21 protein-coding genes are annotated in these 21,706 nt (G+C 67.2%); 5 read left to right on the top strand and 16 right to left on the bottom strand.

Going from position 1 to position 21,706, the window contains the following annotated elements:
* Window positions 1–8: 8 nt before the first annotated feature.
* On the top strand, window positions 9–2,138 hold the full coding sequence (gene scpA / locus PVW49_RS06605) for a methylmalonyl-CoA mutase (protein ID WP_074834355.1): 2,130 nt from the start codon (window positions 9–11) through the stop codon (window positions 2,136–2,138).
* Window positions 2,139–2,263: 125 nt separating this feature from the next.
* Here the strand turns inward: scpA and PVW49_RS06600 are convergent, their stop codons facing one another.
* Together PVW49_RS06600 and PVW49_RS06595 are read right to left on the bottom strand one after the other, a co-directional pair.
* The gene (locus tag PVW49_RS06600; RefSeq protein ID WP_274590163.1) at window positions 2,264–2,935 is read right to left on the bottom strand and encodes a thermonuclease family protein; all 672 of its coding nucleotides are present in this window, start codon (window positions 2,933–2,935) and stop codon (window positions 2,264–2,266) included.
* A gap of 63 nt (window positions 2,936–2,998) precedes the next feature.
* Window positions 2,999–4,042, bottom strand: a complete 1,044-nt coding sequence (locus tag PVW49_RS06595; protein WP_274590162.1) for an aldo/keto reductase — start codon at window positions 4,040–4,042, stop codon at window positions 2,999–3,001.
* 168 nt (window positions 4,043–4,210) lie between these two features.
* On the opposite strand from PVW49_RS06595, the gene PVW49_RS06590 reads away from it, so the two are divergent.
* Both PVW49_RS06590 and PVW49_RS06585 read left to right on the top strand, forming a co-directional pair.
* A complete protein-coding gene (locus PVW49_RS06590; protein WP_274590161.1) occupies window positions 4,211–4,834 on the top strand; it encodes an ImuA family protein in 624 nt (207 codons plus the stop codon).
* Between the two features lie 67 nt (window positions 4,835–4,901).
* Window positions 4,902–6,056, top strand: coding sequence for a hypothetical protein (locus tag PVW49_RS06585; protein WP_274590160.1), 1,155 nt, complete (start codon window positions 4,902–4,904; stop codon window positions 6,054–6,056).
* On the opposite strand, the gene PVW49_RS06580 is transcribed toward PVW49_RS06585, so the two are convergent.
* Together PVW49_RS06580 and PVW49_RS06575 are read right to left on the bottom strand one after the other, a co-directional pair.
* Window positions 6,053–6,331 carry an ArsR/SmtB family transcription factor gene (locus PVW49_RS06580; RefSeq protein ID WP_048529853.1) on the bottom strand — a complete coding sequence of 93 codons (279 nt, stop codon included), beginning with the start codon at window positions 6,329–6,331 and terminating at the stop codon, window positions 6,053–6,055. The genes PVW49_RS06585 and PVW49_RS06580 overlap by 4 nt on opposite strands.
* 103 nt (window positions 6,332–6,434) lie before the next feature.
* Complete coding sequence (locus PVW49_RS06575; RefSeq protein WP_048529851.1) at window positions 6,435–7,667, bottom strand: mandelate racemase/muconate lactonizing enzyme family protein; 1,233 nt, start codon at window positions 7,665–7,667, stop codon at window positions 6,435–6,437.
* A gap of 27 nt (window positions 7,668–7,694) precedes the next feature.
* On the opposite strand from PVW49_RS06575, the gene PVW49_RS06570 reads away from it, so the two are divergent.
* Window positions 7,695–8,123, top strand: a complete 429-nt coding sequence (locus tag PVW49_RS06570; protein ID WP_170850484.1) for a GNAT family N-acetyltransferase — start codon at window positions 7,695–7,697, stop codon at window positions 8,121–8,123.
* A gap of 3 nt (window positions 8,124–8,126) precedes the next feature.
* On the opposite strand, the gene PVW49_RS06565 is transcribed toward PVW49_RS06570, so the two are convergent.
* From PVW49_RS06565 to PVW49_RS06535, 7 genes are all read right to left on the bottom strand, one after another.
* Window positions 8,127–9,221 (bottom strand): zinc-binding dehydrogenase, encoded by a 1,095-nt coding sequence (locus tag PVW49_RS06565; RefSeq protein WP_074834348.1) that lies wholly within the window; start codon window positions 9,219–9,221, stop codon window positions 8,127–8,129.
* A 90-nt stretch (window positions 9,222–9,311) separates the two neighbouring features.
* The gene (locus PVW49_RS06560; protein WP_274590159.1) at window positions 9,312–10,022 is read right to left on the bottom strand and encodes an alpha/beta fold hydrolase; all 711 of its coding nucleotides are present in this window, start codon (window positions 10,020–10,022) and stop codon (window positions 9,312–9,314) included.
* Window positions 10,015–10,806 (bottom strand): 3-oxoadipate enol-lactonase, encoded by a 792-nt coding sequence (pcaD, locus tag PVW49_RS06555; protein ID WP_274590158.1) that lies wholly within the window; start codon window positions 10,804–10,806, stop codon window positions 10,015–10,017. The genes PVW49_RS06560 and pcaD overlap by 8 nt, the downstream gene beginning before the upstream one ends.
* 39 nt (window positions 10,807–10,845) lie before the next feature.
* The gene (locus PVW49_RS06550) at window positions 10,846–12,051 is read right to left on the bottom strand and encodes an endonuclease/exonuclease/phosphatase family protein (protein WP_074834342.1); all 1,206 of its coding nucleotides are present in this window, start codon (window positions 12,049–12,051) and stop codon (window positions 10,846–10,848) included.
* Window positions 12,052–12,132: 81 nt separating this feature from the next.
* Window positions 12,133–13,107 (bottom strand): threonine ammonia-lyase, encoded by a 975-nt coding sequence (locus PVW49_RS06545; protein WP_274565672.1) that lies wholly within the window; start codon window positions 13,105–13,107, stop codon window positions 12,133–12,135.
* On the bottom strand, window positions 13,104–13,928 hold the full coding sequence (locus tag PVW49_RS06540; RefSeq protein WP_274565673.1) for an alpha/beta fold hydrolase: 825 nt from the start codon (window positions 13,926–13,928) through the stop codon (window positions 13,104–13,106). Before PVW49_RS06540 ends, PVW49_RS06545 begins: the two co-directional genes overlap by 4 nt.
* A gap of 1 nt (window position 13,929) precedes the next feature.
* Window positions 13,930–14,616, bottom strand: a complete 687-nt coding sequence (locus PVW49_RS06535) for a haloacid dehalogenase type II (RefSeq protein ID WP_048529835.1) — start codon at window positions 14,614–14,616, stop codon at window positions 13,930–13,932.
* 310 nt (window positions 14,617–14,926) lie between these two features.
* Between PVW49_RS06535 and PVW49_RS06530 the strand changes: the two genes are divergently transcribed.
* Entirely contained in the window at window positions 14,927–15,361 is a 435-nt protein-coding gene (locus tag PVW49_RS06530; protein WP_048529833.1) for an FKBP-type peptidyl-prolyl cis-trans isomerase, read from the top strand.
* A gap of 122 nt (window positions 15,362–15,483) precedes the next feature.
* Here PVW49_RS06530 and metG read toward each other — a convergent pair whose 3' ends face one another.
* The 5 genes from metG to PVW49_RS06505 all read right to left on the bottom strand — a co-directional run bounded on the left by metG (window position 15,484) and on the right by PVW49_RS06505 (window position 21,700).
* Window positions 15,484–17,202 carry a methionine--tRNA ligase gene (gene metG, locus PVW49_RS06525; RefSeq protein WP_274590157.1) on the bottom strand — a complete coding sequence of 573 codons (1,719 nt, stop codon included), beginning with the start codon at window positions 17,200–17,202 and terminating at the stop codon, window positions 15,484–15,486.
* A 209-nt stretch (window positions 17,203–17,411) separates the two neighbouring features.
* The gene (gene trpB, locus PVW49_RS06520) at window positions 17,412–18,644 is read right to left on the bottom strand and encodes a tryptophan synthase subunit beta (protein WP_048529830.1); all 1,233 of its coding nucleotides are present in this window, start codon (window positions 18,642–18,644) and stop codon (window positions 17,412–17,414) included.
* A gap of 223 nt (window positions 18,645–18,867) precedes the next feature.
* Window positions 18,868–19,302: a F0F1 ATP synthase subunit epsilon gene (locus PVW49_RS06515; RefSeq protein ID WP_048529829.1), complete on the bottom strand. Its 435-nt coding sequence runs from the start codon at window positions 19,300–19,302 to the stop codon at window positions 18,868–18,870.
* Between the two features lie 72 nt (window positions 19,303–19,374).
* Window positions 19,375–20,799 (bottom strand): F0F1 ATP synthase subunit beta, encoded by a 1,425-nt coding sequence (atpD, locus tag PVW49_RS06510; protein ID WP_048529828.1) that lies wholly within the window; start codon window positions 20,797–20,799, stop codon window positions 19,375–19,377.
* A gap of 16 nt (window positions 20,800–20,815) precedes the next feature.
* Entirely contained in the window at window positions 20,816–21,700 is an 885-nt protein-coding gene (locus PVW49_RS06505; protein ID WP_048529824.1) for a F0F1 ATP synthase subunit gamma, read from the bottom strand.
* Window positions 21,701–21,706 lie beyond the last annotated feature (6 nt).

Raw genomic sequence — 21,706 nt, 5'->3', positions numbered from 1 at the left:
ACAACGTGATGAGCCAGACGAAGGACGACTGGAAGGCCCTGGCGGAAAAGGAATTGCGCGGCCGCCCGCTCGACGACCTGACCTGGAAAACGCTGGAAGGGATCGACGTCAGCCCGCTTTATACCGAAGCGGATACCGCCGATCTGCCGCACATGGGGTCGCTGCCGGGTTTTGCGCCTTTCACCCGCGGCCCCAAGGCGACGATGTACGCCGGCCGGCCCTGGACGATCCGGCAATACGCGGGTTTTTCCACCGCCGAGGAATCGAACGCCTTCTATCGCCGCAACCTGGCCGCCGGGCAACAGGGCGTCTCGGTCGCCTTCGATCTGGCCACCCACCGCGGCTATGACAGCGATCACCCGCGCGTGGTGGGCGATGTCGGCAAGGCGGGCGTGGCCATCGATTCGGTCGAGGACATGAAGATCCTCTTCGACGGCATCCCGCTGGATCAGGTCTCGGTGTCGATGACGATGAACGGCGCGGTGATCCCGATCCTGGCCAGCTTCATCGTCGCGGGCGAGGAACAGGGTCATGACAAGGCGCTGCTGTCGGGCACCATCCAGAACGACATCCTCAAGGAGTTCATGGTCCGCAACACCTATATCTATCCGCCCGAACCCTCGATGCGGATCATCTCGGACATCATCGAGTTCACCTCGACCGAGATGCCCAGGTTCAACTCGATCTCGATCTCCGGCTATCACATGCAGGAGGCCGGCGCGAACCTGGTGCAGGAGCTGGCCTATACGCTGGCCGACGGCCGCGAATACGTGCGCGCCGCCATCGAGGCCGGGATGGACGTCGACAAGTTTGCCGGGCGGCTGTCGTTCTTCTTTGCCATCGGCATGAACTTCTTCATGGAGGCCGCGAAACTGCGCGCCGCCCGCCTGCTCTGGCACCGGATCATGAGTGAATTCGGGGCCAAGAACGACCGCTCCAAGATGCTGCGCACCCACTGCCAGACCTCGGGCGTCAGCCTGCAAGAGCAAGACCCCTACAACAACGTCATCCGCACCGCCTATGAGGCGATGTCGGCGGTCTTGGGCGGCACCCAGTCGCTGCACACCAATGCGCTGGACGAGGCGATTGCCCTGCCCACGGATTTCTCGGCCCGGATCGCGCGCAATACCCAGCTGATCCTTCAGGAAGAGACCGGCGTGACCAATGTCGTCGATCCGCTGGCCGGCTCCTACTATGTCGAGAGCCTGACGGCGGAGCTGGCCGACAAGGCCTGGGCGCTGATCGAGGAGGTTGAGGAGATGGGTGGCATGACCAAGGCCGTGGCCTCGGGCATGCCCAAGCTGCGCATCGAAGAAACCGCCGCCACGCGGCAGGCGATGATCGACCGGGGCGACGAGGTGATCGTCGGCGTCAACAAATACCGCAAGGACCGCGAAGACCCGATCGACATTCTGGATGTCGACAATGTCAAGGTGCGCGACAGCCAGATCGCCCGGCTCGAACGCATCCGCGGCACGCGCGATCAGGCCGCCTGCGATGCCGCGCTGGCGGAACTCAGCCGCCGCGCCGGCGAGGGCGGCAACCTTCTGGAAGCGGCGGTCGAAGCCGCCCGGGCCCGGGCCAGCGTGGGAGAAATCAGCATGGCGATGGAAAAGGTATTCGGACGGCACCGCGCCGAGGTGAAAACCCTCGCCGGCGTCTATGGCGCGGCTTACGAGGGCGACGAAGGCTTTGCCGCGATCCAGAAATCGGTCGAGGATTTCGCCGCGGAAGAAGGCCGGCGGCCGCGCATGCTTGTGGTCAAGATGGGCCAGGACGGGCATGACCGGGGCGCCAAGGTGATCGCCACCGCCTTTGCCGACATCGGCTTCGACGTCGATGTCGGGCCGCTGTTCCAGACCCCGGAAGAAGCGGCACAGGACGCGGTCGACAATGATGTGCATGTGGTGGGCATCTCGTCCCAGGCGGCTGGCCACAAGACTCTGGCGCCGCAGCTGATCGAGGCGCTCAAGGCCAATGATGCCGGCGATATCATCGTGATCTGCGGCGGGGTGATCCCGCAGCAGGATTACGAATTCCTCAAATCCGCCGGGGTCAAGGCGATCTTCGGGCCGGGGACGAATATTCCCACGGCGGCCCAGGATATCCTGCGGCTGATCCGCGATGCCCGGGGCTGAGGCGCCGGGCGGCGGGGCGGGGCTTGGGGGCTCTGCCCCCCGGCCTGCGGCCGCCCCCCGAGGGTATTTTGAGCAAGAGGAAGCAGGGGGCGTGGCGAGGAGAGCCCCGTCGGGTTTGAGGTGGCCTAGCGGCGTGCCTTGCGCCAGCCGGCGCGGCGGGCCTCGGCCTCGGAGCAGAACCAGCGCTCGCCCTTCCCGGGGGAGATCCTGGTCTTGGCGTACCACGCCTGTCCCGGCAGGTGATAGATGCGCACGCCCTTCGACGAGATATTGCCCTTGATCCGGCAGCCGGCCTGGGCCGGCACCACCGGATCCTCGCCTCGGCGATGGCGCTCGGGCCGCACAACCACCGAGGTCCAGAGCCCGCGTCCGGCCGCCAGGGCGCGGGCCTGGAGCGCCTCGTACCGGGGGGAATACTTGCTGTAGGCAAAGGCCAGCCCGGCCTCGACCAGCACCGCCCCGACATCCGCGTCGCGCAGGTAACAGGTGGCCACCACGCGGCCGTAGCGGTCGCGGTCTTCGGGCGTGCAGGTGAGGCGTTCGCCGTTGAGCCAGAAGGCCACCTCCTGGGCCACCTCGGCACCGCAGGGCCAGTCGCCGCGGGTGGGATGGCGGCAGGTCTGGTCGCGTTCGACCGCGTCGATGCCGAACAGCCTGATGCGGGTGTCGCCGAGGTCGAGCGTGTCGCCATCGATCACCCGCGCGATGCCGGTGATCTCGGCCTGGGCGGCCTCCGAGGGCGGCGACGGCAAAAGCGCCGCCGCCAGGAGCGCAAAAGGTAAACAAAATCTTAACATGCGGCGAATGTGCGGCGGAAACCCGGGCCGCACAAGCCGGTTTGTCCAGAAAGGTCCGCCCCCTCAGTAGGGCATCGGGTTGGCGCGGTGCAGCGCGTCGATTTCGGCCAGCAGATCGTCAGACAGGGTGACATCGGCGGCGTCGAGCGCATGGTCGAGCTGTGCCAGCGTCGTCGCGCCAAAGATCGCGGCGGCCACGAAGGGCCGCTGCACCGTCCAGGCCAGCGCCATGTGCACCGGGTCGATGCCGTGTTTGCGCGCCAGCGCCACATAGGCATCCGCCACCGCCAGCGCCCGGTCGCCCTGCCGTCCGCCCATGTCGGGGTTGAGCGTCATGCGCGAGGCCTCAGGCACCGCGCCCCCGCTGTATTTGCCGGTCAGATAACCGCAGGCCAAAGGCGAGAACGGCAAGAACCCGACATCCTCGTTCCAACACATTTCGGCCACATCGGTATCGGCCAGCCGGCACATCAGCGAATACTCGTTCTGCAACGTGGCGACGCGCGGCCCGCCGAGCCGTTTTGCCGCTTCGATCCATTGCACCGTGCCCCAGGCGCTCTCGTTCGAGAGACCGAAGGCGCGGATCGTGCCGCGCTCGACCTCGCGCTGCAAGGCACCGAGGCACTCCTCGATGTCGGCGATCACCGCCGTGCGGTCCTGACCGGTGGGATCGAAGTGCCAGTTCTTGCGGAACATGTAGGAGCCGCGGTTGGGCCAGTGGAACTGATAGAGATCGATCACATCGGTCTTCAGCCGCTTGAGCGAGCCTTCGATCGACCGCGGGATGGTCTTTGCGGTGATCGGCCCGCCGTCGGGCGACTGGTCGGAGCCGTTGCCCAGGTGCTTGGTGGCCAGCACCACCTCCTGCCGCCGGCCGCTGGCGGCGATCCAGTCGCCGAGAATAGCCTCGGTGCGGCCCACGGTTTCGGGCGACTTGGGATTGACCGGATACATCTCGGCGGTGTCGATGAAATTGACCCCGCGCGCCAGCGCCCGGTCGATCTGGGCATGGGCCACCTCGGGCGCGGTCTGGGTGCCAAAGGTCATCGTGCCAAGGCACAGCTGCGAAACCGAGAGCCCGGTGCGGCCCAGCGTGGTCATCTTCATCGATCATTTTCCCCGTTCAGTTGCGCCGGAACCTAACGCCCGCGCCGGAAAGTTAAACCCCGGATCGCGGCGGCGGCCGGGTTCGCGCCTTTCCTTGCAAAACGACAAATCTGGCGCCGGGCGCCCCGCCGCCCTTGAGAACATAGAGCGAACATTTACAATGGAGGCATGAGTCGTCCCCATGCCCTTCTGACCCGTGCGCCGCATCAGGCGCGCCCGCCCCTGTCGGTGATGGGCGAGCTGTCCTTTGCCCAGATGCGGGTGCATGAGCTCTGCGGCCGGGCGCGGCGCACCCTGGCGGCCTGGGTGGCGGGCGCGGTGCAGGCGGCCGCGCCCGGCCCGGTGATCTGGGTCGCGCCGGCCTGGGAAAAGGATGCGCTCTTTGCGCCGGGGCTGGCCGGGCTCTGTGCGTCCGAACGCTTTGTCTTTGTCCATCCCACGCGCCCCGAGGATGTGCTCTGGACGCTGGAAGAGGTGCTGCGGTCGGGCGCGGCACCGCTGGTGGTGGGCGATCTGCCGGGCCTGCCCGGGCTGACCCAGGTGCGGCGCCTGCATCTGGCGGCCGAAACCGGGGCCGCGGCCTCGGGCGGCCGGCCGCTGGGGCTCTTGCTGACGCCGGGCCAGGCGGGCGGCGCCCCGGGGGTGGAGAGCCGCTGGCGGCTCGATCCGGCGCATCGGCCGGAGGCGGCGGGCTGGCGGCTGACCCGGCTCCGGGCGCGCACCGCGCCCGTCCGTGACTGGCAGGTGCGGCAGGGCGCGGCCGGACCGGAACTGGCCGGGGCCACCGGCTGATTGCCACGGCAATGCCGCAATTCCTCCGCAATCGGATGGTTAACCGGTCTCCCAAAGGGAGAGGGCAATGGAACAGCAGGCGCGCGCATTCGAGGAAGCCATCATCTGGTTGCACCCGGGTTCCGGAGTGCCCGCCGACAGCGTCGGCTGGGTCCGGGCCGAGGCCGCCCCCTCCTCCGACAGCCCACCGCGCCTGGCCGCCGAGATCGATCTCGGCGCCCTGCCCGAGACGCTCTGGCGCGGCTATGGCCCCCGCCGCGGCTGGCTGCGTCTGTCCCTCGACGCCCTGGGCGAACCGGTGGTGTTCTACAGCGCCGCGGCCCGCGGGCCGGTGCGCTCGCGCGTGCCGCTCTGGCGGCTGACGCCGACGCCGCGACAGGCCGCCCCGGTGGCTCCGACCGATCTCGGCTATGATCTCGGCCACCCCCGCTCTCAGCCGGTCGATCTGTCGACGGCGCTCGATCTGCTGGGACGGCTCTGCAATGAGCTGGCCGCGTCGGCGGCGGTGCTCGACAGGCTGGAGGCCGAAGCCCGGCCCGCCACGCCGGACCCGGCCGGATCAAACGGCATCTGGGGCCGCATGCTGCGCAGCCGGCCCGCGCCGCGCCCGACACCGCGCGTCATCGCCAATCCCGGCATCCTTGTCACAGGCCGCAAGGACATTGCCGCCGCCCAGGCCGTGCTCGACCGGCTGTTCGAGACGCTGGACCGGTTGCACAGCGCCCTGCCGCCCGAGGCACCGGCCCTGATCGCGGCCGCCCTGGCCCATGTCGAGCTGCCGTTCTTTCTCGCCGAAGCCGCGCCCGATGTTCCGGCCACGGACGGCGCGCCTGCGCCGCTGCGCATCTATCAGCGCAATGTCCCCGCCAGCCGCTCGGCGCGGGGCCCCGAAGGCGCGCCAAGCAGCCCCTGGGCCGAGGACTGGCAGGCCGAGCTGGCCACGCGCGCCTGCGCCCTGGTGCATTCCGCACCCGAAACGATGGCCCCCGCCGCCCGCGCCTTCTGGACGGCGCAGGTGCAATCCCGCGACGCGGCCGAACCGGTGAGCATGGGCGATGTCCGCAGCACCGGCGACGGTCCGGTCGCGGTGCTGCTGCGCCTGCCGTCCCTGCCGCATGCGGGATGGGATTGGGGCGCCGATGCGCTCGAGATCTGCCTGCCGCTCCGGGCGCTGGCCGAGGGCGATTTCAGCCCCGTCTTCGGACTCTGGACCGAAACCTAGCTGCAATAATACTCGTACAGCAGGCCGATCATCCGCTGGGTCCGTTCATCGGCCAGGGAATAATAGATCGTCTTGCCCTCGCGCCGGGTGACCACCAGCCCCTCGTCGCGCAGACGGGCCAGCATCTGGCTGACAGCCGCCTGCCGTATGCCCAACGTCTCTTCCAACGCGCCGACCGACATCTCGCCCTGCCCCAAATGGCACAGAATCATCAGCCGCCCTTCATGCGCCAGGGTCTTGAGATAGCCCGCGGCGGCCTTGGCGCTTTCGGCCATGTCGCGGGGGCTCGGGTCGGGGGATGTGTCGCTCACGAGGCACAACTCGTATCTGAAAGGTGAAATCGGTTCACGCCTACCATGGCGCCTTACCCAGCGGCAATCAGCTTTCCCGAACCGGTGCGCCGCCGGCAAAGACATTGCCCGAAACATAATCGCAGGGCGCTTCCCGCATCTCGAGATGCAGCCCGTCGCCCTCGTAGGGATGCGCCCGCGCCAGCGCCTCGTCGACCTCGATGCCGAGGCCGGGCGCGGTGGGCGGGGTGACGAAGCCCTCTTCGACCGTCAGCGCGCCGGAGATCAGCGCGTCATGGAACGGCGTCTCGATGGTCTCGATCATCAGCAGGTTGGGAATCGTCGCGGCCAGATGGATGTTGGCGGCCCATTCCACCGGCCCGGCATAGAGATGCGGCGCCACCTGGGCATTGAAATGCTCGGCCAGGGCGGCGATCTTCCGGGTCTCCCAGAGCCCGCCGGCGCGACCCAGCGCCGGTTGCAGGATGCTCGCCCCGCCGGATTGCAACAGGGTGCCGAACTCGGCCCGGGTGGTCAGCCGTTCACCGGTGGCCAACGGAATGCGCACCGCCTCGGCCACCTTGCGGAACTCGAGCAGGTTGTCCGGCGGGATCGGCTCTTCGTACCACAGCGGCTGGTATTCCTCGATCGCCTGCCCCAGTCGGATTGCGCCGCCGGTGTTGAACTGGCCGTGGGTGCCGAACAGCAGGTCGGCGCGGTCGCCCACCGCCTCGCGGATCGCCTCGCAAAAGCTCATCGACATCGAAATGTCGGAGAGCGCCGGCTGATGGCCGCCGCGCATGGTATAGGGGCCGGCCGGGTCGAACTTGACCGCCGTATAACCCCGCGCCACCAAGTCGAGCGCGCTTTCCGCCGCCATCTCGGGCGAGACCCAGAACTCCGGCAGCGCGTGGCGCTCGAGCGGGTAGAGGTAGGAATAGGCGCGCAACCGCTCGTTCATCATGCCGCCCATCAGCGCCCAGACCGGCCGGTCGCGCGATTTGCCGAGAATGTCCCAGCAGGCGATTTCCAGGCCCGAGAAAGCCCCCATGACGGTCAGGTCCGGGCGCTGGGTGAAGCCCGAGGAATAGGCGCGCCGGAACATCCGCTCGACATTCTCGGGGCTGTCGCCGGCCATGTGGCGCTCGAAGACGTCGCGGATCACCGCTTCCATCGCCCGGGGCCCGACCGAGGCGGCGTAACATTCGCCCCAGCCGGTGATGCCGCAGGCCGTGGTCAGCTTGACCAGAATCCAGTAGCGGCCGCCCCAGCCCGGCGCAGGGGGCGCAGTGACAATCACGTCGAGATCGGCGAGTTTCATGGCATGTTCTCAGTTGGGGGATTGGCGATGGAGGTTCGTGTCCTTGGCGCGCAAGATATCGCGCTGTTGCAGAATGTCACCCCGGGGCTTTTCGATCACCCGGTCCGGCCCGATCAGGCGCGCGCCTTCCTTGGCAGCCCGCTGCATGTGATGGCCGCGGCAATCGCGGGCGGCGATCTGGTGTCCTTTGCATCCGGCACCGTGCTCCTGCATCCCGACAAGCCGCCGGGGGTCTTCGTCAACGAGGTCGGCACCCGCGAGAGCCACCGGCGCCGGGGACTGGCCCGGGCGGTGACCGAGGCGCTCTTCGCCCATGTCCGCGCGATGGGTTGCAACGGCATCTGGCTCGGAACCGAGCCCGACAATGTCCCCGCGCTGGCGCTCTACCGCGCGCTCGGCGGCGCGGAACAGGTCATAGCGGGCTTCGGCTGGGATGGCGCCTTCGATCTCGATTAGTCCTCAGCTCTCGCGGTCGAAAAGGATGACATTGCGCCGCGCGGCGCCGGATTTGGTGTCGGCGATCGCCTCGTTGATCTGATCGAGCCGCCAGCGACCCGACACCAGCTCGTCAAGTTTGAGCCGCCCCTGCCGGTAGAGATCGGCCATCCAGGGAATATCGCGGCCGATCACCACGTCACCCATCTTCGAGCCCACCATGGACGAGCCCATATAGGCATTCACCGCCGGTTCATATTGCGCCATCGCTCCGGTGTGCGGCATGCCGACCATGATCATCCGCCCGCCCCAGCCGAGATAGCGCTGCGCCTCGTCATAGGCCCGGGTCGCGCCGACGGTCACCGCCACCACATCCGCCCCGCGCCCGCCCAGCGCCGCCATCGCGTCTTTCCATGGTGCTTCGCCGGTCGCCAGAACGCCATGGGTGGCGCCGAAGTCGCGCGCCATTGCGAGCTTTTGCTCGCTCATGTCGACGGCGACGATGCGGCGCGCGCCGGCGATGCGCGCGCCCTGGATGGCATTGAGCCCGACACCGCCGGCACCGATCACCACCACATCCTCGCCGGCGTGCAGCCGGCCGGCATTGACCACCGCGCCGACGCCGGTGATGACGCCGCAGGCCAGCAGCGCCGCGCTGTCGGCCGGCAGGTCATCGGGCAGCGCCACCACCTGACTGGCGCTGACAACCACACGTTCCGCAAAGGCACCGCAGTTCATCGCCGCACCAATGCTGGTGCCTTCGGCGTCGGTCAGCTTGGGCGGCTCGATCGTCGGGGTTTCGCAGATCGTGGGCTTGCCGGAACCACAGCTGGGACAGGTGCCGCAGGGCTTGATCAGGGTGACGACGACGAAATCGCCTTCGGCCAACCCGGTCACTCCGGCCCCGAGGCGACTCACCCGCCCGGCTGCCTCGTGGCCATAGACCGCCGGCAGCGCCCCGCCCCAGCCACCTTCGGCAAAGGAAATGTCGGAATGACAGATCGCCACGGCGTCGAGCGTGACCTCGATCTCGCCGGCCTCGGGGTCGCGCAGCGTCACCTCTTCGATCGCCAGGGGCGCGCCAAAGGCCCTGAGCACGGCGGCTTTGATTTGCGGCATGTCCCACCTCCTCGTTGAAGGCTTCACCCAATCAAACCGGGCGGGATGTGAAAAGCCGGAAAAACGCCTGTGCCGGGCCGTGACGTCAGGTCATGTTTCGGCCAGCCGGTCGATCAGTGCGGCCAGCGCTGCGGGGGCTGCAAGAAATGGCGAATGGCCGGCGTCGAAAACATGCACATCCTCGCGCGGCCAGTCGGCGGTCATCTGCGCCTGGAACTCCGGCGGGATGGTCTGATCGTCGCGGCAGAGGATGTAGCTGCGTGGCAACGATTGCGAGGCGTCGCTCACGCGCACCACGGCGGACTGTGGCGCGATGGGCTGCGGCCCGAGGCGCGCAAGGGCGAAACGCCGCTGTTCCTCGCTGCAATCCTGATAGAACACCCGCGCGGCCACCTCTGGGCGAAGCGTGTAACTCAGCCCGTCGTCCCGCTTGACCAGCGCGCCGCTGAGCGGCTGGCGCGCCTGGGCCCGACGCAGATCGAGCATGGTGCGGCCCGGCGCCGGCACATAGGCACAGAGATAGACCAGCCGCGCAATCCGCTCGGGCCGCCGTTCGGCGGCGGCGGTGATCGCGAAACCGGCAGCGGAATGGCCCAGCAGCAGGGTGCGGGGGCCAAGCGCGTCGCAGATCGCCTCGGCATAGCTGTCGAGCGTGACCGCGGGGTACGGCGTGGTGTCCTGGCCCGTACCCGGCAGGTCGATGGCACGCGCGTTGTGGCCCAGACCCGTCAGCTCGGTGATCAGCCCCTCGTAGCACCAGGCACCATGACAGGAGCCATGGATCAGCAGGATGTCAGACATGGCCGATGTCTTTGAGGAAGCCCGAGAGCAGCGCCGCATAGGCCTCGGGCTGTTCCACCGGTGCCAGATGCGCGGCACGGCGCATCAGCTCGAAGCGGGCGCCGGGGATCAGGTCCACCGTCTCGCGCACCAGGTCCGGCGGGGTCGAGCCATCGTCGCTGCCGGCGATCCCGAGGCAGGGCAGACGCAGGCCGGAGGTCGGGGTGTAGAAATCGGTGCCGGAAATGGCGGCGCAGGCGCCGGCATAGCCTTCGGCCGGCTGGCGCGCCACCATGTTGCGGATCATCCGCGCCTCCGGGCCATCGCGGAAAGCGCGGGTGAACCAGCGCGGCATCAGCGCCTCGGTCAGCGCCTCCGGCCCGCTCGCCCTGACCGTATCGATCCGCTCTTGCCATTGCTCCGGCGTGCCGATCTTGGCGGCGGTATGCGACAGCACGATGCCGCGCAGCAGATCGAGCCGCTTGACCGCCGGGCCCTGCGCCACCATGCCACCCAACGACAGCCCGACAAAGACCGCATCACTTACCTCGAGTGCATCGAGCAGCGCCTCGGCATCGCGCACCAAGGTGCCCATGGCGTAGGGGCCCGCGGGACAGTCGGAAAGCCCGTGACCGCGGCTGTCATAGCGGATCAGCCGCAGCCCCCGGGGCAGATGCGGCAGCACCCCGTCCCAGATCCGCATGTCGCAGCCCAGAGAATTGCCGAAGACGACGGCCGGGGCGTCTTTCGGCCCCGTGTCGGCAATGTGCAGGCCGATGCCATTGGCCTCGATGAAATGGCGCATTTGGGTCTCCTTCGCGGGCGGCGGGATGGCCGCGCCTTCTCAGCCGTCGTTCAGCCGCATATGGGCGATGATCTGGCCATGGTCGGACGCGAGCTTGTTGTAGGGGGCTTCGGGGTGGCTGCCGTCGGTCAGATGATCGTTGAGCACGCTGAAATAGTCCATCTCTCCGATGCGCCCCGGGTGATCGGGGTGAAAATGCCGCGACAGGAAAATCTGATCGATCGACTCGAAATTGCCGCCAAAGGCCGCGGTATAGACCATGTCGCGCAGACTCTTGCGGACAAACAGCTTTTCCGCCGAATGCAGGCGGACACGTTCGACATCCTCGGTGATCCGTCGGGCTTCCTCGGCGCTGTAACGGTCGGAATGGTGGCGGGCATCGTGGCGCAACATCCAGGCATAATTGCGGAACGGCACCTCGCCGGTGACGATCTCGGAGCTGACCGCATGTTCGCCGTCGTTGAAATCGCCCAGCGCCATTACCGGGTGCCCGGCGTCAAGCTCGATGAGGATTTCGCGGCGCAGCACCCAGGCCTCGGCCATGCGGCGGGTGGCAGCGCGCAGACTGCCCATCACCCGGCCCAGCGGGTCATACCGGGTGAGGTCCTGTTCCGGCGCGAAACCGGCGCCCTCGGGGGTGACATATTCGCCCAGCTTCGACTTGAGGTGACAGTTGAAGACGGTGATCACCTGATCGCCGACCGGAATGCGCGCCTTGAGGATCGGGCGGGACAAGCGGTGCAGGGTGAAGGCGCCGCTTTCACCGCCCTCGAGCCCGCGCAGCGGGTGAAAGGGGATGGTGAGCGGGGTGTCGAGATCCTGGATCACCTCCGGCTCTTCGGCAAAACCCGTGCGCGACAGGATCGCCACGCCGGGCCGGCGCTGGCCGGCAATGCCCGCGTCGGCGGCATTGGGCGCGAAGGCCAGCGACGCATCCTCATAGGCGCGATAGGCCAGCTTCCGAAAGATCGCCTTCTTGTGGTAGCGCCGCGAGGCATCGGGGATGGCGGCGGCGTTCAGCGCCGCGCCGCGGGCATCGGCCTCTTCGATCACCTCGGTCAGCGCCTCTTCCTCGAAGATCTCCTGGAAGCCCACGATATCGGCATCCATGGTCAGCAGCTGATCGGCCAGCCAGTCCTTCTTCCAGGCGAATTCCTCGGGGGTGTAACTTTGAAAGCGATAGTATTCCCGGTCCGGCCCGATCAGGTTCTTGACGTTGAACGAGGCAATCGTGAAGTCTCTCATCGCGCGCTCCCATGGCTCCAGGCCGAGGGAAGCACCCGCCGCCGCGGCGCGCAAGCCCCGTTTGCGGCCGTAGGCCCGGCTTCAGCCCGGCCCCCGCTCCAGCGCCCGCGCAAAGACCTGCGGATCGACATTGCCGCCCGAGATGGTGCAGATCACCGTGTCGCCCGCGAGCTCCGTGCCATGAAAGAGCGCCGCCGCCAGCGCCACCGCGCCGCCGGGTTCGGCCACCAGCTTGAGATGGGCAAAGGTCAGCGCCATGGCCCGCAGGGCGTCCTCCTCGCTCACCACCAGGCCGGGGCCGCAGAGCCGATTCATGATCGGAAAGGTGAGCTGGCCGGGACTTGGCGTCAGGATGGCATCGCAAAGCCCGCCGGCCTCGGACCGGTTGCGCTCGCGCGTGCCCGAGCGCAGCGACCGGGCGGTGTCGTCATAGCCCTCCGGCTCGACCGGGCGGGCGCGCAGGCCGGGGGCCTTCGCCTCGAGCGCAAGGGCGATGCCCGAAGTCAGCCCGCCGCCGCCGCAACAGACCAGCACCTCGGCCTCGGCAATGCCCAGTTCGGCCGCCTGTTCGGCGATCTCCAGCCCGCAGGTGCCCTGCCCGGCAATCACCTCGGGTTCGTCGAAGGGGCGGATCAGGGTCAGCCCGCGCTCGGACGAAAGCCGCGCACCGAGTTCGTCGCGGTCTTCGCGGCCGCGGTCGTAGAGCACCACCTCGGCGCCATAGGCCCGGGTGTTGGCGATCTTCATCTGCGGCGCGTCGGACGGCATGATGATCACCGCAGGCACGCCGAACCGCCGCGCGGCCAGCGCCACGCCCTGGGCATGATTGCCCGAAGAGAAGGCAATGACGCCGCGGGCGCGCAGCTCTTGCGGCAGCGCCGAAACCGCCGACATGCCGCCGCGAAACTTGAAGCTTCCGGTGAGTTGCAGACACTCCGGCTTGACCAGCACCCGGCGGCCGGCGATCTCGTCCAGCAGCGGCGCCGAGAGCAGCGGCGTGCGGCGGATCGCCCCCGAAATGCGGGCGTGGGCGGCGTTGATCCGGTCGATATTCATGCCATGTCCTTCAGCCAGGCGCCCAGCGCGGTCAGCGCCTCGGGCTCATCGAGAAACGGCACATGGCCGCGGTCGGGCACCACCGCAACATGCGCATCGGGCCGGCGGGCCTGCATCTCGGCCAGGGTCTCGGGTGACAGCAGATCGGAATTGGCGCCACGGATGAGTGCCAGCGGCTTGCCCTCCAGCGCATCGAACATCGGCCAGAGGTCGGGCACCGGCTGCGCCCCGGCGGCAATCACCGCGTCGCGCAGCTTCGGGTCATAGGTGATCCTGAGGCCATCGTCGGTCTGGTCATAGAACTTCTCGACCTCGGCGCGCCAGCGGCGCTCGGGCACATTGGCAAAGCCGGCCATCACCCCGGGTCGGGCGGCGGCGGCTTCGTCATAGGTTTTCCACACCGGCTGCCGGCCGAGATAGCCCATGATCACCTCGAGCCCCGCGGGCGCGATCGCCGGCCCGATGTCGTTCAGCGCCACTCCGATGAGCGCATCCGGCGCGCCCATCGCCAGCGCCATTGCCACCAGACCGCCGCGCGAGGTGCCCAGCACCGCCACGCGCGCCAGCCCGAGATGCGCCAGCAGCTCCAGCACATCCTGCGCCTCGCGCGGAATCGTGTAGCTCAGCGCGTCTTCGGCGAAATCGGACTTGCCGCGGCCGCGATAATCCAGCCGGATGACCCGACAGCCGGTCAGATGCGGCATGACATATTCGAAGTCGCGGCTGTCGCGGGTCAGCCCCGAAAGACAGAGCAGCGGCAGGCCCTCGCCCCGGTCGTCGTAATAGAGCGACAGCCCGTCGGAGGTGGTGAAAGTCGCCATTTCAGGCCCCTGCGAGATCGGGGATACGGGTCAGATCGCTCAGCACCTCGCCGGGGCGGGCCGGCAGCCGGTCCACCGGCTCGCCCGCACGGTTGACCCAGACGGTGCGGAAGCCATAGCCCGAGGCCCCGGCCGCGTCCCAGCCGTTCGACGAGACAAACAGCACCTGCTCCGGCGTGCAGCCGAACCGCTGGCCGACAAGATCATAGACCTGGCGGGCCGGCTTGAAGATGCCGACGCTCTCGACCGAGAGCACATCGTCGAGCAGCGCCTCCAGCCCGGCGCTGCCCACCGCGCCGTTCAGCATGTCGGGCGATCCGTTCGACAGGATCGCGGTGTTCAGCCCGGCGGATTTCAGCGCCGCCAGCATCTCGGGCACCTCGGGATAGGCCTGAAGCTCCCAGTACAGCGCCAGAAGCCGCTCACGCAGCTCGGGATTGCCGTCAAGCTCCTGCCGTTCCAGCGCCCAGTCGAGCCCGTCGCGGGTGACCTGCCAGAAATCGCAATGCTCGCCGGTGATCGCGCGCAGCCAGGTGTATTGTAGCTGTTTCGCCCGCCAGTCGGCGGCCAGCGCCGGCCATTTCGCGGCCCAATCGTCCTGTCCGGGCTCTTCGGCGGCAAGCCGCGCGGCGGCGGCCACGTCGAACAAGGTGCCATAGGCGTCGAAGATGCAGGTTGTGATGGTCATGGTGGCGCCTTCCGTCGTGCGTGAATGCGGCCATCATGCCGATAGGGCCGGCAATTGCCAGCCCTGCGGCGCCGGTTTCAGGCCGGCAGGCTGAAATGCTCGACGGACCACGAAAATCGTATCCCCCTGCGCCGTCAACTTCGACGATACGCACGAGCTGCGGGCCGGGTCGCCGCAGCTCGCTCAAACCGGGGGCCAGCCGTCTGTTTGCCAATCCGGGCGCAAAACGCTAGGGTGTCGCGTCATAAACCCGGAGCACCCGTCAGAGCGGCGGCCTCCCCTTCTCATTCCCCCATATCTCGGAGCTTTCATGACCCAGGTCAAATCGGGCGACACCGTTGCCATTCACTATACCGGAACCCTTGCCGACGGTGCCACCTTCGACAGCTCGCAAGGGCGCGATCCGCTGGAATTCACCGTCGGCTCCGGCCAGATCATTCCGGGTCTCGACAAGGCCATCCCGGGCATGGAAGTGGGCGACAAGAAGGTTGTCGACGTGCCCGCCGACGAAGCCTATGGCCAGGCCGATCCCAACGCCCGCCAGGCGGTGCCGCGCGCCGATATTCCGGCCGACATCCCGCTCGACATCGGCACCCAGTTGCAGGTGCAGACGCCCACCGGCCAGGCAATGCCCGTGACCGTGATCGAGGTGACCGACGAACAGGTGACACTGGACGCCAATCACCCGCTGGCCGGCAAGGATCTGACGTTCGCCATCGAGCTGGTCGAGATCAAGGCCGCCTGAGCGCGCCCGCATATGCGACGGAAAAGGCCCGCCGGTGCGCACCGGCGGGCCTTTTTCCTGCGCCGCGTTGATCGCGCGGCCGATCTTGACGATCGTTTCCCGGGCACCCGCGACAGCTGCCGTCAGTCGCGGGTGCCGGCAAATTTCTCCTGCCACGCCACGCGCTCGTCGTCGGCGATCTTGCGAAAGGTCACATCCGGCACGCTGAAGCCGTGGCCGGGCGCAAGCCCCTCGAGCGCGGCTTTGACGTCTTCGGGCCAGGCGGTGTCGTCGCTCTGCATCGCCAGCATCAGCTGGTCGCAGGCATCGGGAATGAACGGGCTCGAAATCACCGCGTAAAACCGGATCAGATTCAGCGCCAGCCGAATCTGCGCCGCCGCCGCCTCCGGGTCCTGCTTGAAGGTCGACCAGGGCGCCGCATCCTGAAGGTATTCGTTCCCCGCAACCCAGATAGCGCGCAGCTCCTGCGCCGCCTTGCGCACCTCGATGGCCTCCATATGCGCCTCATAGGCGCGCAGGCGGCGGGTCAAATCGTCGATCAGCGCGTCTTCGCGCGGCCCCCAGCCGCCCCCCTCCGGCACCGCTTCGCCGAACTTCGAGCGGCAGAATTTCGTCACCCGGCTGACGAAGTTGCCCAGCACATCGGCGAGGTCCTTGTTGACCGAGGCCTGAAAGTTCTCCCAGGTGAACTCGGCATCGGAGCTTTCCGGCGCATGGCTCAGCAACCACCAGCGCCAGTAGTCCGAGGGCAGGATCGCCAGCGCCTGATCCATGAAGACCCCCCGGCCCTGCGAGGTCGAGAACTGGCCGCCGTCGTAATTGAGGTAGTTGAACGACTTGATGTAATCGACCAGCTTCCAGTCCTCGCCCGAACCCAGGATCGTTGCCGGAAAGCTCAGGGTGTGGAACGGCACATTGTCCTTGCCCATGAACTGGGTATAGCGCACATCCGCGGCGCCCTTGTCGGTGCGCCACCAGCGCTCCCAGTCGGCCTCGGATTTGCCGCTGGCCTCGGCCCATTCGCCGGCGCAGGCGATATATTCGATCGGCGCGTCGAACCAGACGTAAAAGACCTTGCCTTCCATGCCGGGCCAGTCGGCATCGCCTTTTTTCACCGGAATGCCCCAATCCAGATCGCGGGTGATACCGCGATCCTGCAAACCGTCGCCGTCGTTCAGCCATTTCCTGGCGATCGAGGTGGTCAGGATCGGCCAATCCGCCTTGCTGTCGATCCAGTCGTTCAGCTGGTCGCGCATGCCGGATTGGCACAGGTAGAGGTGCTTGGTCTCGCGCACCTCGAGATCGGTGGAGCCGGAAATCGCGCTGCGCGGCTCGACAAGATCGGTCGGGTCGAGCTGCTTGGTGCAATTCTCGCATTGGTCGCCCCGGGCACGGTCGTAGCCGCAGTTCGGACAGGTGCCCTCGATGTAGCGGTCGGGCAGGAACCGGCCGTCGGCGTTCGAATAGACCTGTTTCTCGCTGACCTCGCGGATCAGCCCGGCCTCGGCCAGCCGGCCGGCGAAATGCTGAGTCAGCCGACGGTTCTGCGGGCTCGAGGAGCGGCCGAAGTGATCGAAGCTGAGGCGGAAACCGCGGGCGATCTCGGCCTGCACGCCATGCATCTCGGCGCAATAGTCCGCCACCGGCTGGCCCGCCTTGGCCGCGGCGAGTTCGGCCGGGGTGCCGTGTTCGTCGGTGGCGCAGAGAAACATCACCTCCTGCCCGCGGGCACGCTGGTAGCGGGCAAAGAGATCGGCCGGCAGCTGGGAGCCGATGAGATTGCCCAGATGCTTGATCCCGTTGATATAGGGAATGGCAGATGTGATGAGGTGGCGTGTCATGAGCGTCCCCGAAAAACCGTTTCGCTCCCTTTAACGCAGGCCGGCACAAGGGGCCAGAGCCAGCACCACCGCGCTCTGGCGGATCCGGTGCTTCTTCTGGCCGGAAATATCCTGGGGGGCGGCCGCAGGCCGGGGGGCGAAGCCCCCGACACCCTCCGTCAAGGCCGGCCGCGAAACCTGCCGGGGCGGTCGCCGCCGGCCCGCAGGCCTCAGTCGGCCTCTTCCATGTCGAAACCCAGATGCTTGGCCACCGCAAAGATGTCCTTGTCGCCACGGCCGCACATGTTCATGACGATCAGGTGGTCCCGGGGCAGCTCCGGCGCGATCTTCATCACATGCGCCAGCGCATGGCTGGGCTCGAGCGCCGGGATGATGCCTTCGGCGGCGCAGCAGAGCTGGAAGGCCGCCAGCGCCTCCTTGTCGGTGATCGCCACATATTCGGCGCGCTTGGTGTCATGCAGCCAGGAATGCTCCGGCCCGATGCCGGGATAGTCGAGCCCGGCGGAAATGGAATAGCCCTCGAGGATCTGCCCGTCGTCATCCTGCAACAGATAGGTGCGGTTGCCATGCAGCACGCCGGGCCGGCCGCCGGTGAGCGAGGCGCAATGCTCCATCTTCTCGGTCACCCCCTTGCCGCCGGCCTCGACGCCAATGATGCGCACATCCTTGTCGTCGAGGAAGGGATAGAACAGTCCCATGGCGTTCGACCCGCCGCCGATGGCGGCGATGATCGTGTCGGGCAGACGGCCCTCGGCCTCGAGGATCTGCTCCTTGGCTTCCTTGCCGATGATCGCCTGGAAATCACGCACCATCGCCGGGTACGGGTGCGGCCCGGCGACGGTGCCGATGCAGTAGAAGGTGTCGCGCACATTGGTGACCCAGTCGCGCAGTGCGTCGTTCATTGCATCCTTCAGCGTGCCGCGGCCGGAGGTCACCGGCACCACCTCGGCGCCCAGGAGCCGCATGCGGAAGACGTTGGGCTTCTGCCGCTCGACGTCATGCGCACCCATGTAGACCACGCATTTCAGCCCGAACTTGGCACAGACCGTCGCCGTTGCCACCCCATGCTGGCCGGCGCCGGTCTCGGCGATGATCCGGGTCTTGCCCATGCGCCGCGCCAGCAGGATCTGACCCAGCACGTTGTTGATCTTGTGCGCGCCGGTGTGGTTCAGCTCGTCCCGCTTGAGATAGACCTTGGCACCGCCCAGGCGCTCGGTCAGACCCTCGGCGAAATAGAGCGGGCTCGGCCGGCCGACGTAGTGTTTCCACAGGTGGTCCATCTCGTCCCAGAAACTCTGGTCGGTCTTGGCCTTTTCGTATTCCTCTTCCAGCGACAGGATCAGCGGCATCAGCGTTTCCGAGACGAAGCGGCCGCCGTAATTGCCGAAGCGGCCCTTTTCGTCGGGGCCGGTCATGAAGGAATTGAAAAGATCGTTGGACATGCTGCACCCCGTGTCGGTTTCGCCGCCCTGAATATAGCCGCGACGCCCGGAAGGAAAGCCTTTGTGCGGCGCCCTTTGCCCACATGCCCCGCCCGTCCCGGGCCCGCCCCGGGACCTCCTGCCGCACGCCGGGGGCCCCGGATCAGGTCCCGCGCGCGGGGCGCCGGAAACCCAAACGGCGCGCCCGGAGGCGCGCCGTTTCAAACTCTCGGGCCGGTGCGGCTCAGAGGCTCGGCTGTTGCGAGGACAGGCCGATCTCGCCGCCCATGGCGACCATGTCCGCCACCAGCTTGACCGCGTCGTCGACGGCGTTGCTGTCGGGCTCTTTCGCCTCTTTGGCCGATTTGTGCACGGAGGCGGCTTCGGCGATCATCTCGTCGAGCAGCTCCTGCGTCATGTCGGCACGCGGGATCGCGCGTTCGGCCAGCACGGTCACGCCGTCGGCCTTGATCTGGGCGAAGCCGCCGGTGACGACATATTCCGCCGTCTCGGCCCCCTCGATCCGCAGAACGCCGGGGCGCAGCGTGGTGATGGTCGGCGCGTGATCGGCCATTGCCGTCATGTCACCGTCGGCACCGGGGATCTGGACCGCGGTCACCTTTTGCGAAGCGAGGCTCCGCTCGGGGCTGACCAGGTCGAATTGCATTTCGTCTGCCATGTTCTTCTCCTTTGGAGAGGTCGCCCCTTTGCGGGCCCCTGCGGGCCCTCATCGGGGCGACCGGCCGTTTCCTCAGGCCGCGTCGGCAGCCATCTTCTCGGCTTTGGCTTTCACCTCTTCGATGCCGCCAACCATGTAGAAGGCGCCTTCGGGCAGGTGATCGTATTCGCCGGCGACAACCGCCTTGAAGGACGAGATCGTGTCCTCGAGCGGCACCTGCACACCGTCGGAGCCGGTGAAGACCTTCGCCACGTCGAACGGCTGCGACAGGAACCGCTGGATCTTCCGGGCGCGGGCCACGGTCAGCTTGTCCTCTTCCGACAGTTCGTCCATGCCGAGGATGGCGATGATGTCCTGAAGCGACTTGTAGCGCTGGAGGATGTTCTGCACATCCGAGGCCACCTTGTAGTGCTCTTCACCCACGATCGCCGGGTCCATCAGGCGCGACGAGCTGTCCAGCGGATCCACCGCCGGGTAGATGCCCAGCTCGGAAATGGCGCGCGACAGAACGGTCGTGGCGTCGAGGTGGGCAAAGGTGGTTGCCGGTGCCGGGTCGGTCAGGTCGTCCGCGGGAACGTAGACGGCCTGGATCGATGTGATCGAGCCCTGCTTGGTCGAGGTGATGCGTTCCTGCATCGCGCCCATGTCGGTGGCCAGCGTCGGCTGGTAGCCCACCGCCGAAGGAATACGGCCCAGAAGCGCCGACACCTCGGAGCCCGCCTGGGTGAAGCGGAAGATGTTGTCGACGAAGAACAGAACGTCGGTCCCGGACTGGTCGCGGAACTGCTCGGCCAGGGTCAGGCCGGTCAGCGCAACACGGGCACGCGCCCCCGGAGGCTCGTTCATCTGGCCGTAGACCAGTGCCACCTGGCTCTCTTCCAGATTGTCGGGCTTGATGACGTTGGATTCGATCATCTCGTGGTAGAGGTCGTTGCCCTCACGGGTCCGTTCACCAACACCGGCGAACACGGAGTAGCCCGAGTGCACCTTGGCGATGTTGTTGATCAGTTCCATGATGAGAACGGTCTTTCCCACGCCGGCGCCGCCGAAGAGGCCGATCTTGCCGCCTTTTGCGTAGGGGGCCAGCAGGTCGACGACCTTGATGCCGGTGACGAGGATTTCCGACTCGGTCGACTGCTCGGAGAACTCCGGCGCCGGCTGGTGGATGGCGCGGGTCTCGGAGGCCGAGACCGGGCCGCCTTCGTCCACGGGCTCGCCCACGACGTTGAGGATGCGGCCCAGGGTGGCGTTGCCCACCGGCACCGAGATCGGGCCGTCGGTGTCAACCACTTCCTGACCCCGGACCAGACCTTCGGTCGCGTCCATCGCGATGGTGCGGACGGTGTTTTCGCCCAGGTGCTGTGCCACTTCCAGAACCAGACGGTTGCCGTTGTTGTCGGTGGTCAGCGCGTTCAGAATCGCCGGCAGATGGTCGTCGAACTGCACGTCGACCACGGCGCCGATGACCTGAGTCACTTTGCCAGTTGCGTTTGCCATGTTTCGTCTCCGGTTCTTAGAGCGCTTCCGCGCCCGAGATAATTTCGATCAGTTCATTGGTGATGACGGCCTGACGCGAGCGGTTGTACTCGATGGTCAGCTTGTCGATCATGTCGCCGGCATTGCGCGTCGCGTTGTCCATGGCGGACATCCGCGCGCCCTGCTCCGACGCGGCGTTTTCCAGCAGACCGGCAAAGATCTGGGTGGCCACCCCGCGCGGCAGCAAATCGGCCAGGATGGCCTCTTCGCTGGGCTCGTAATCGTAGAGCGTGCTGGTGCCCGTCTCTTCACCGTCCTCGTCAGCCTCGAAGCTGGCGGGGATGATCTGTTGCGCCGTGGGAATCTGGGTCACCACGTTCTGGAACTTCGAATAGAACAGCGTCGCCACATCGAACTCGCCCGCATCGAAGCGGCCGAGAACGTCCTTGGCGATCTCCTGCGCGTTGACATAGCCGACGCGTTTGACCTCGCTCAGATCGACATGGCCGACCAGATGGTCGCCGAAGTCGCGTTTGAGCACGTCGCGGCCCTTCTTGCCGACGGTCAGGATCTTGACCGTCTTGCCCTTGTCGAGAAGCTCCCGGGCGCGGGTCTTGGCCAGCTTGGCGATATTGCCGTTGAAGCCACCGCAGAGGCCGCGCTCGGCGGTCATGACGACGAGCAGATGCACGTCGTCACTGCCGGTGCCCGACAGAAGCTTGGGCGCGCTGTCGCTGTCACCCACCGATTGGGCGAGCCCGGCCATCACGGCATTGAACCGTTCGGCATAGGGGCGCGCCATCTCGGCCGCTTCCTGTGCCCGCCGCAGTTTCGCGGCGGCCACCATCTGCATGGCCTTGGTGATCTTGCGGGTCGACTTGACCGACTCGATCCTGTTTTTCAAGTCCTTGAGATTTGGCATAGCCTT

The sequence above is a fragment of the Marinovum sp. PR37 genome (genome assembly GCF_028807375.1).
GTDB classification, from domain to species: domain Bacteria; phylum Pseudomonadota; class Alphaproteobacteria; order Rhodobacterales; family Rhodobacteraceae; genus Marinovum; species Marinovum algicola.
Note: the sequence above shows the minus strand (reverse complement) of the source record. Positions and strands in the feature narration are given on the sequence as shown.

Bases quoted from the DNA above. Each gene is read 5' to 3' on its own strand.
- PVW49_RS06545 (WP_274565672.1), bottom strand. From the start codon at position 13,107: ATGAATATCGACCGGATCAACGCCGCCCACGCCCGCATTTCGGGGGCG.
- PVW49_RS06580 (WP_048529853.1), bottom strand. From the start codon at position 6,331: ATGGCCGAAAGCGCCAAGGCCGCCGCGGGCTATCTCAAGACCCTGGCG.
- PVW49_RS06585 (WP_274590160.1), top strand. From the start codon at position 4,902: ATGGAACAGCAGGCGCGCGCATTCGAGGAAGCCATCATCTGGTTGCAC.
- PVW49_RS06565 (WP_074834348.1), bottom strand. From the start codon at position 9,221: ATGCCGCAAATCAAAGCCGCCGTGCTCAGGGCCTTTGGCGCGCCCCTG.
- trpB (WP_048529830.1), bottom strand. From the start codon at position 18,644: ATGTCCAACGATCTTTTCAATTCCTTCATGACCGGCCCCGACGAAAAG.
- PVW49_RS06505 (WP_048529824.1), bottom strand. From the start codon at position 21,700: ATGCCAAATCTCAAGGACTTGAAAAACAGGATCGAGTCGGTCAAGTCG.
- metG (WP_274590157.1), bottom strand. From the start codon at position 17,202: ATGACACGCCACCTCATCACATCTGCCATTCCCTATATCAACGGGATC.
- PVW49_RS06570 (WP_170850484.1), top strand. From the start codon at position 7,695: ATGGAGGTTCGTGTCCTTGGCGCGCAAGATATCGCGCTGTTGCAGAAT.
- PVW49_RS06515 (WP_048529829.1), bottom strand. From the start codon at position 19,302: ATGGCAGACGAAATGCAATTCGACCTGGTCAGCCCCGAGCGGAGCCTC.
- atpD (WP_048529828.1), bottom strand. From the start codon at position 20,799: ATGGCAAACGCAACTGGCAAAGTGACTCAGGTCATCGGCGCCGTGGTC.
- pcaD (WP_274590158.1), bottom strand. From the start codon at position 10,806: ATGCGCCATTTCATCGAGGCCAATGGCATCGGCCTGCACATTGCCGAC.
- PVW49_RS06560 (WP_274590159.1), bottom strand. From the start codon at position 10,022: ATGTCTGACATCCTGCTGATCCATGGCTCCTGTCATGGTGCCTGGTGC.
- PVW49_RS06595 (WP_274590162.1), bottom strand. From the start codon at position 4,042: ATGAAGATGACCACGCTGGGCCGCACCGGGCTCTCGGTTTCGCAGCTG.
- PVW49_RS06535 (WP_048529835.1), bottom strand. From the start codon at position 14,616: ATGACCATCACAACCTGCATCTTCGACGCCTATGGCACCTTGTTCGAC.
- PVW49_RS06575 (WP_048529851.1), bottom strand. From the start codon at position 7,667: ATGAAACTCGCCGATCTCGACGTGATTGTCACTGCGCCCCCTGCGCCG.
- PVW49_RS06600 (WP_274590163.1), bottom strand. From the start codon at position 2,935: ATGTTAAGATTTTGTTTACCTTTTGCGCTCCTGGCGGCGGCGCTTTTG.
- scpA (WP_074834355.1), top strand. From the start codon at position 9: ATGAGCCAGACGAAGGACGACTGGAAGGCCCTGGCGGAAAAGGAATTG.
- PVW49_RS06530 (WP_048529833.1), top strand. From the start codon at position 14,927: ATGACCCAGGTCAAATCGGGCGACACCGTTGCCATTCACTATACCGGA.
- PVW49_RS06590 (WP_274590161.1), top strand. From the start codon at position 4,211: ATGAGTCGTCCCCATGCCCTTCTGACCCGTGCGCCGCATCAGGCGCGC.
- PVW49_RS06550 (WP_074834342.1), bottom strand. From the start codon at position 12,051: ATGAGAGACTTCACGATTGCCTCGTTCAACGTCAAGAACCTGATCGGG.
- PVW49_RS06540 (WP_274565673.1), bottom strand. From the start codon at position 13,928: ATGGCGACTTTCACCACCTCCGACGGGCTGTCGCTCTATTACGACGAC.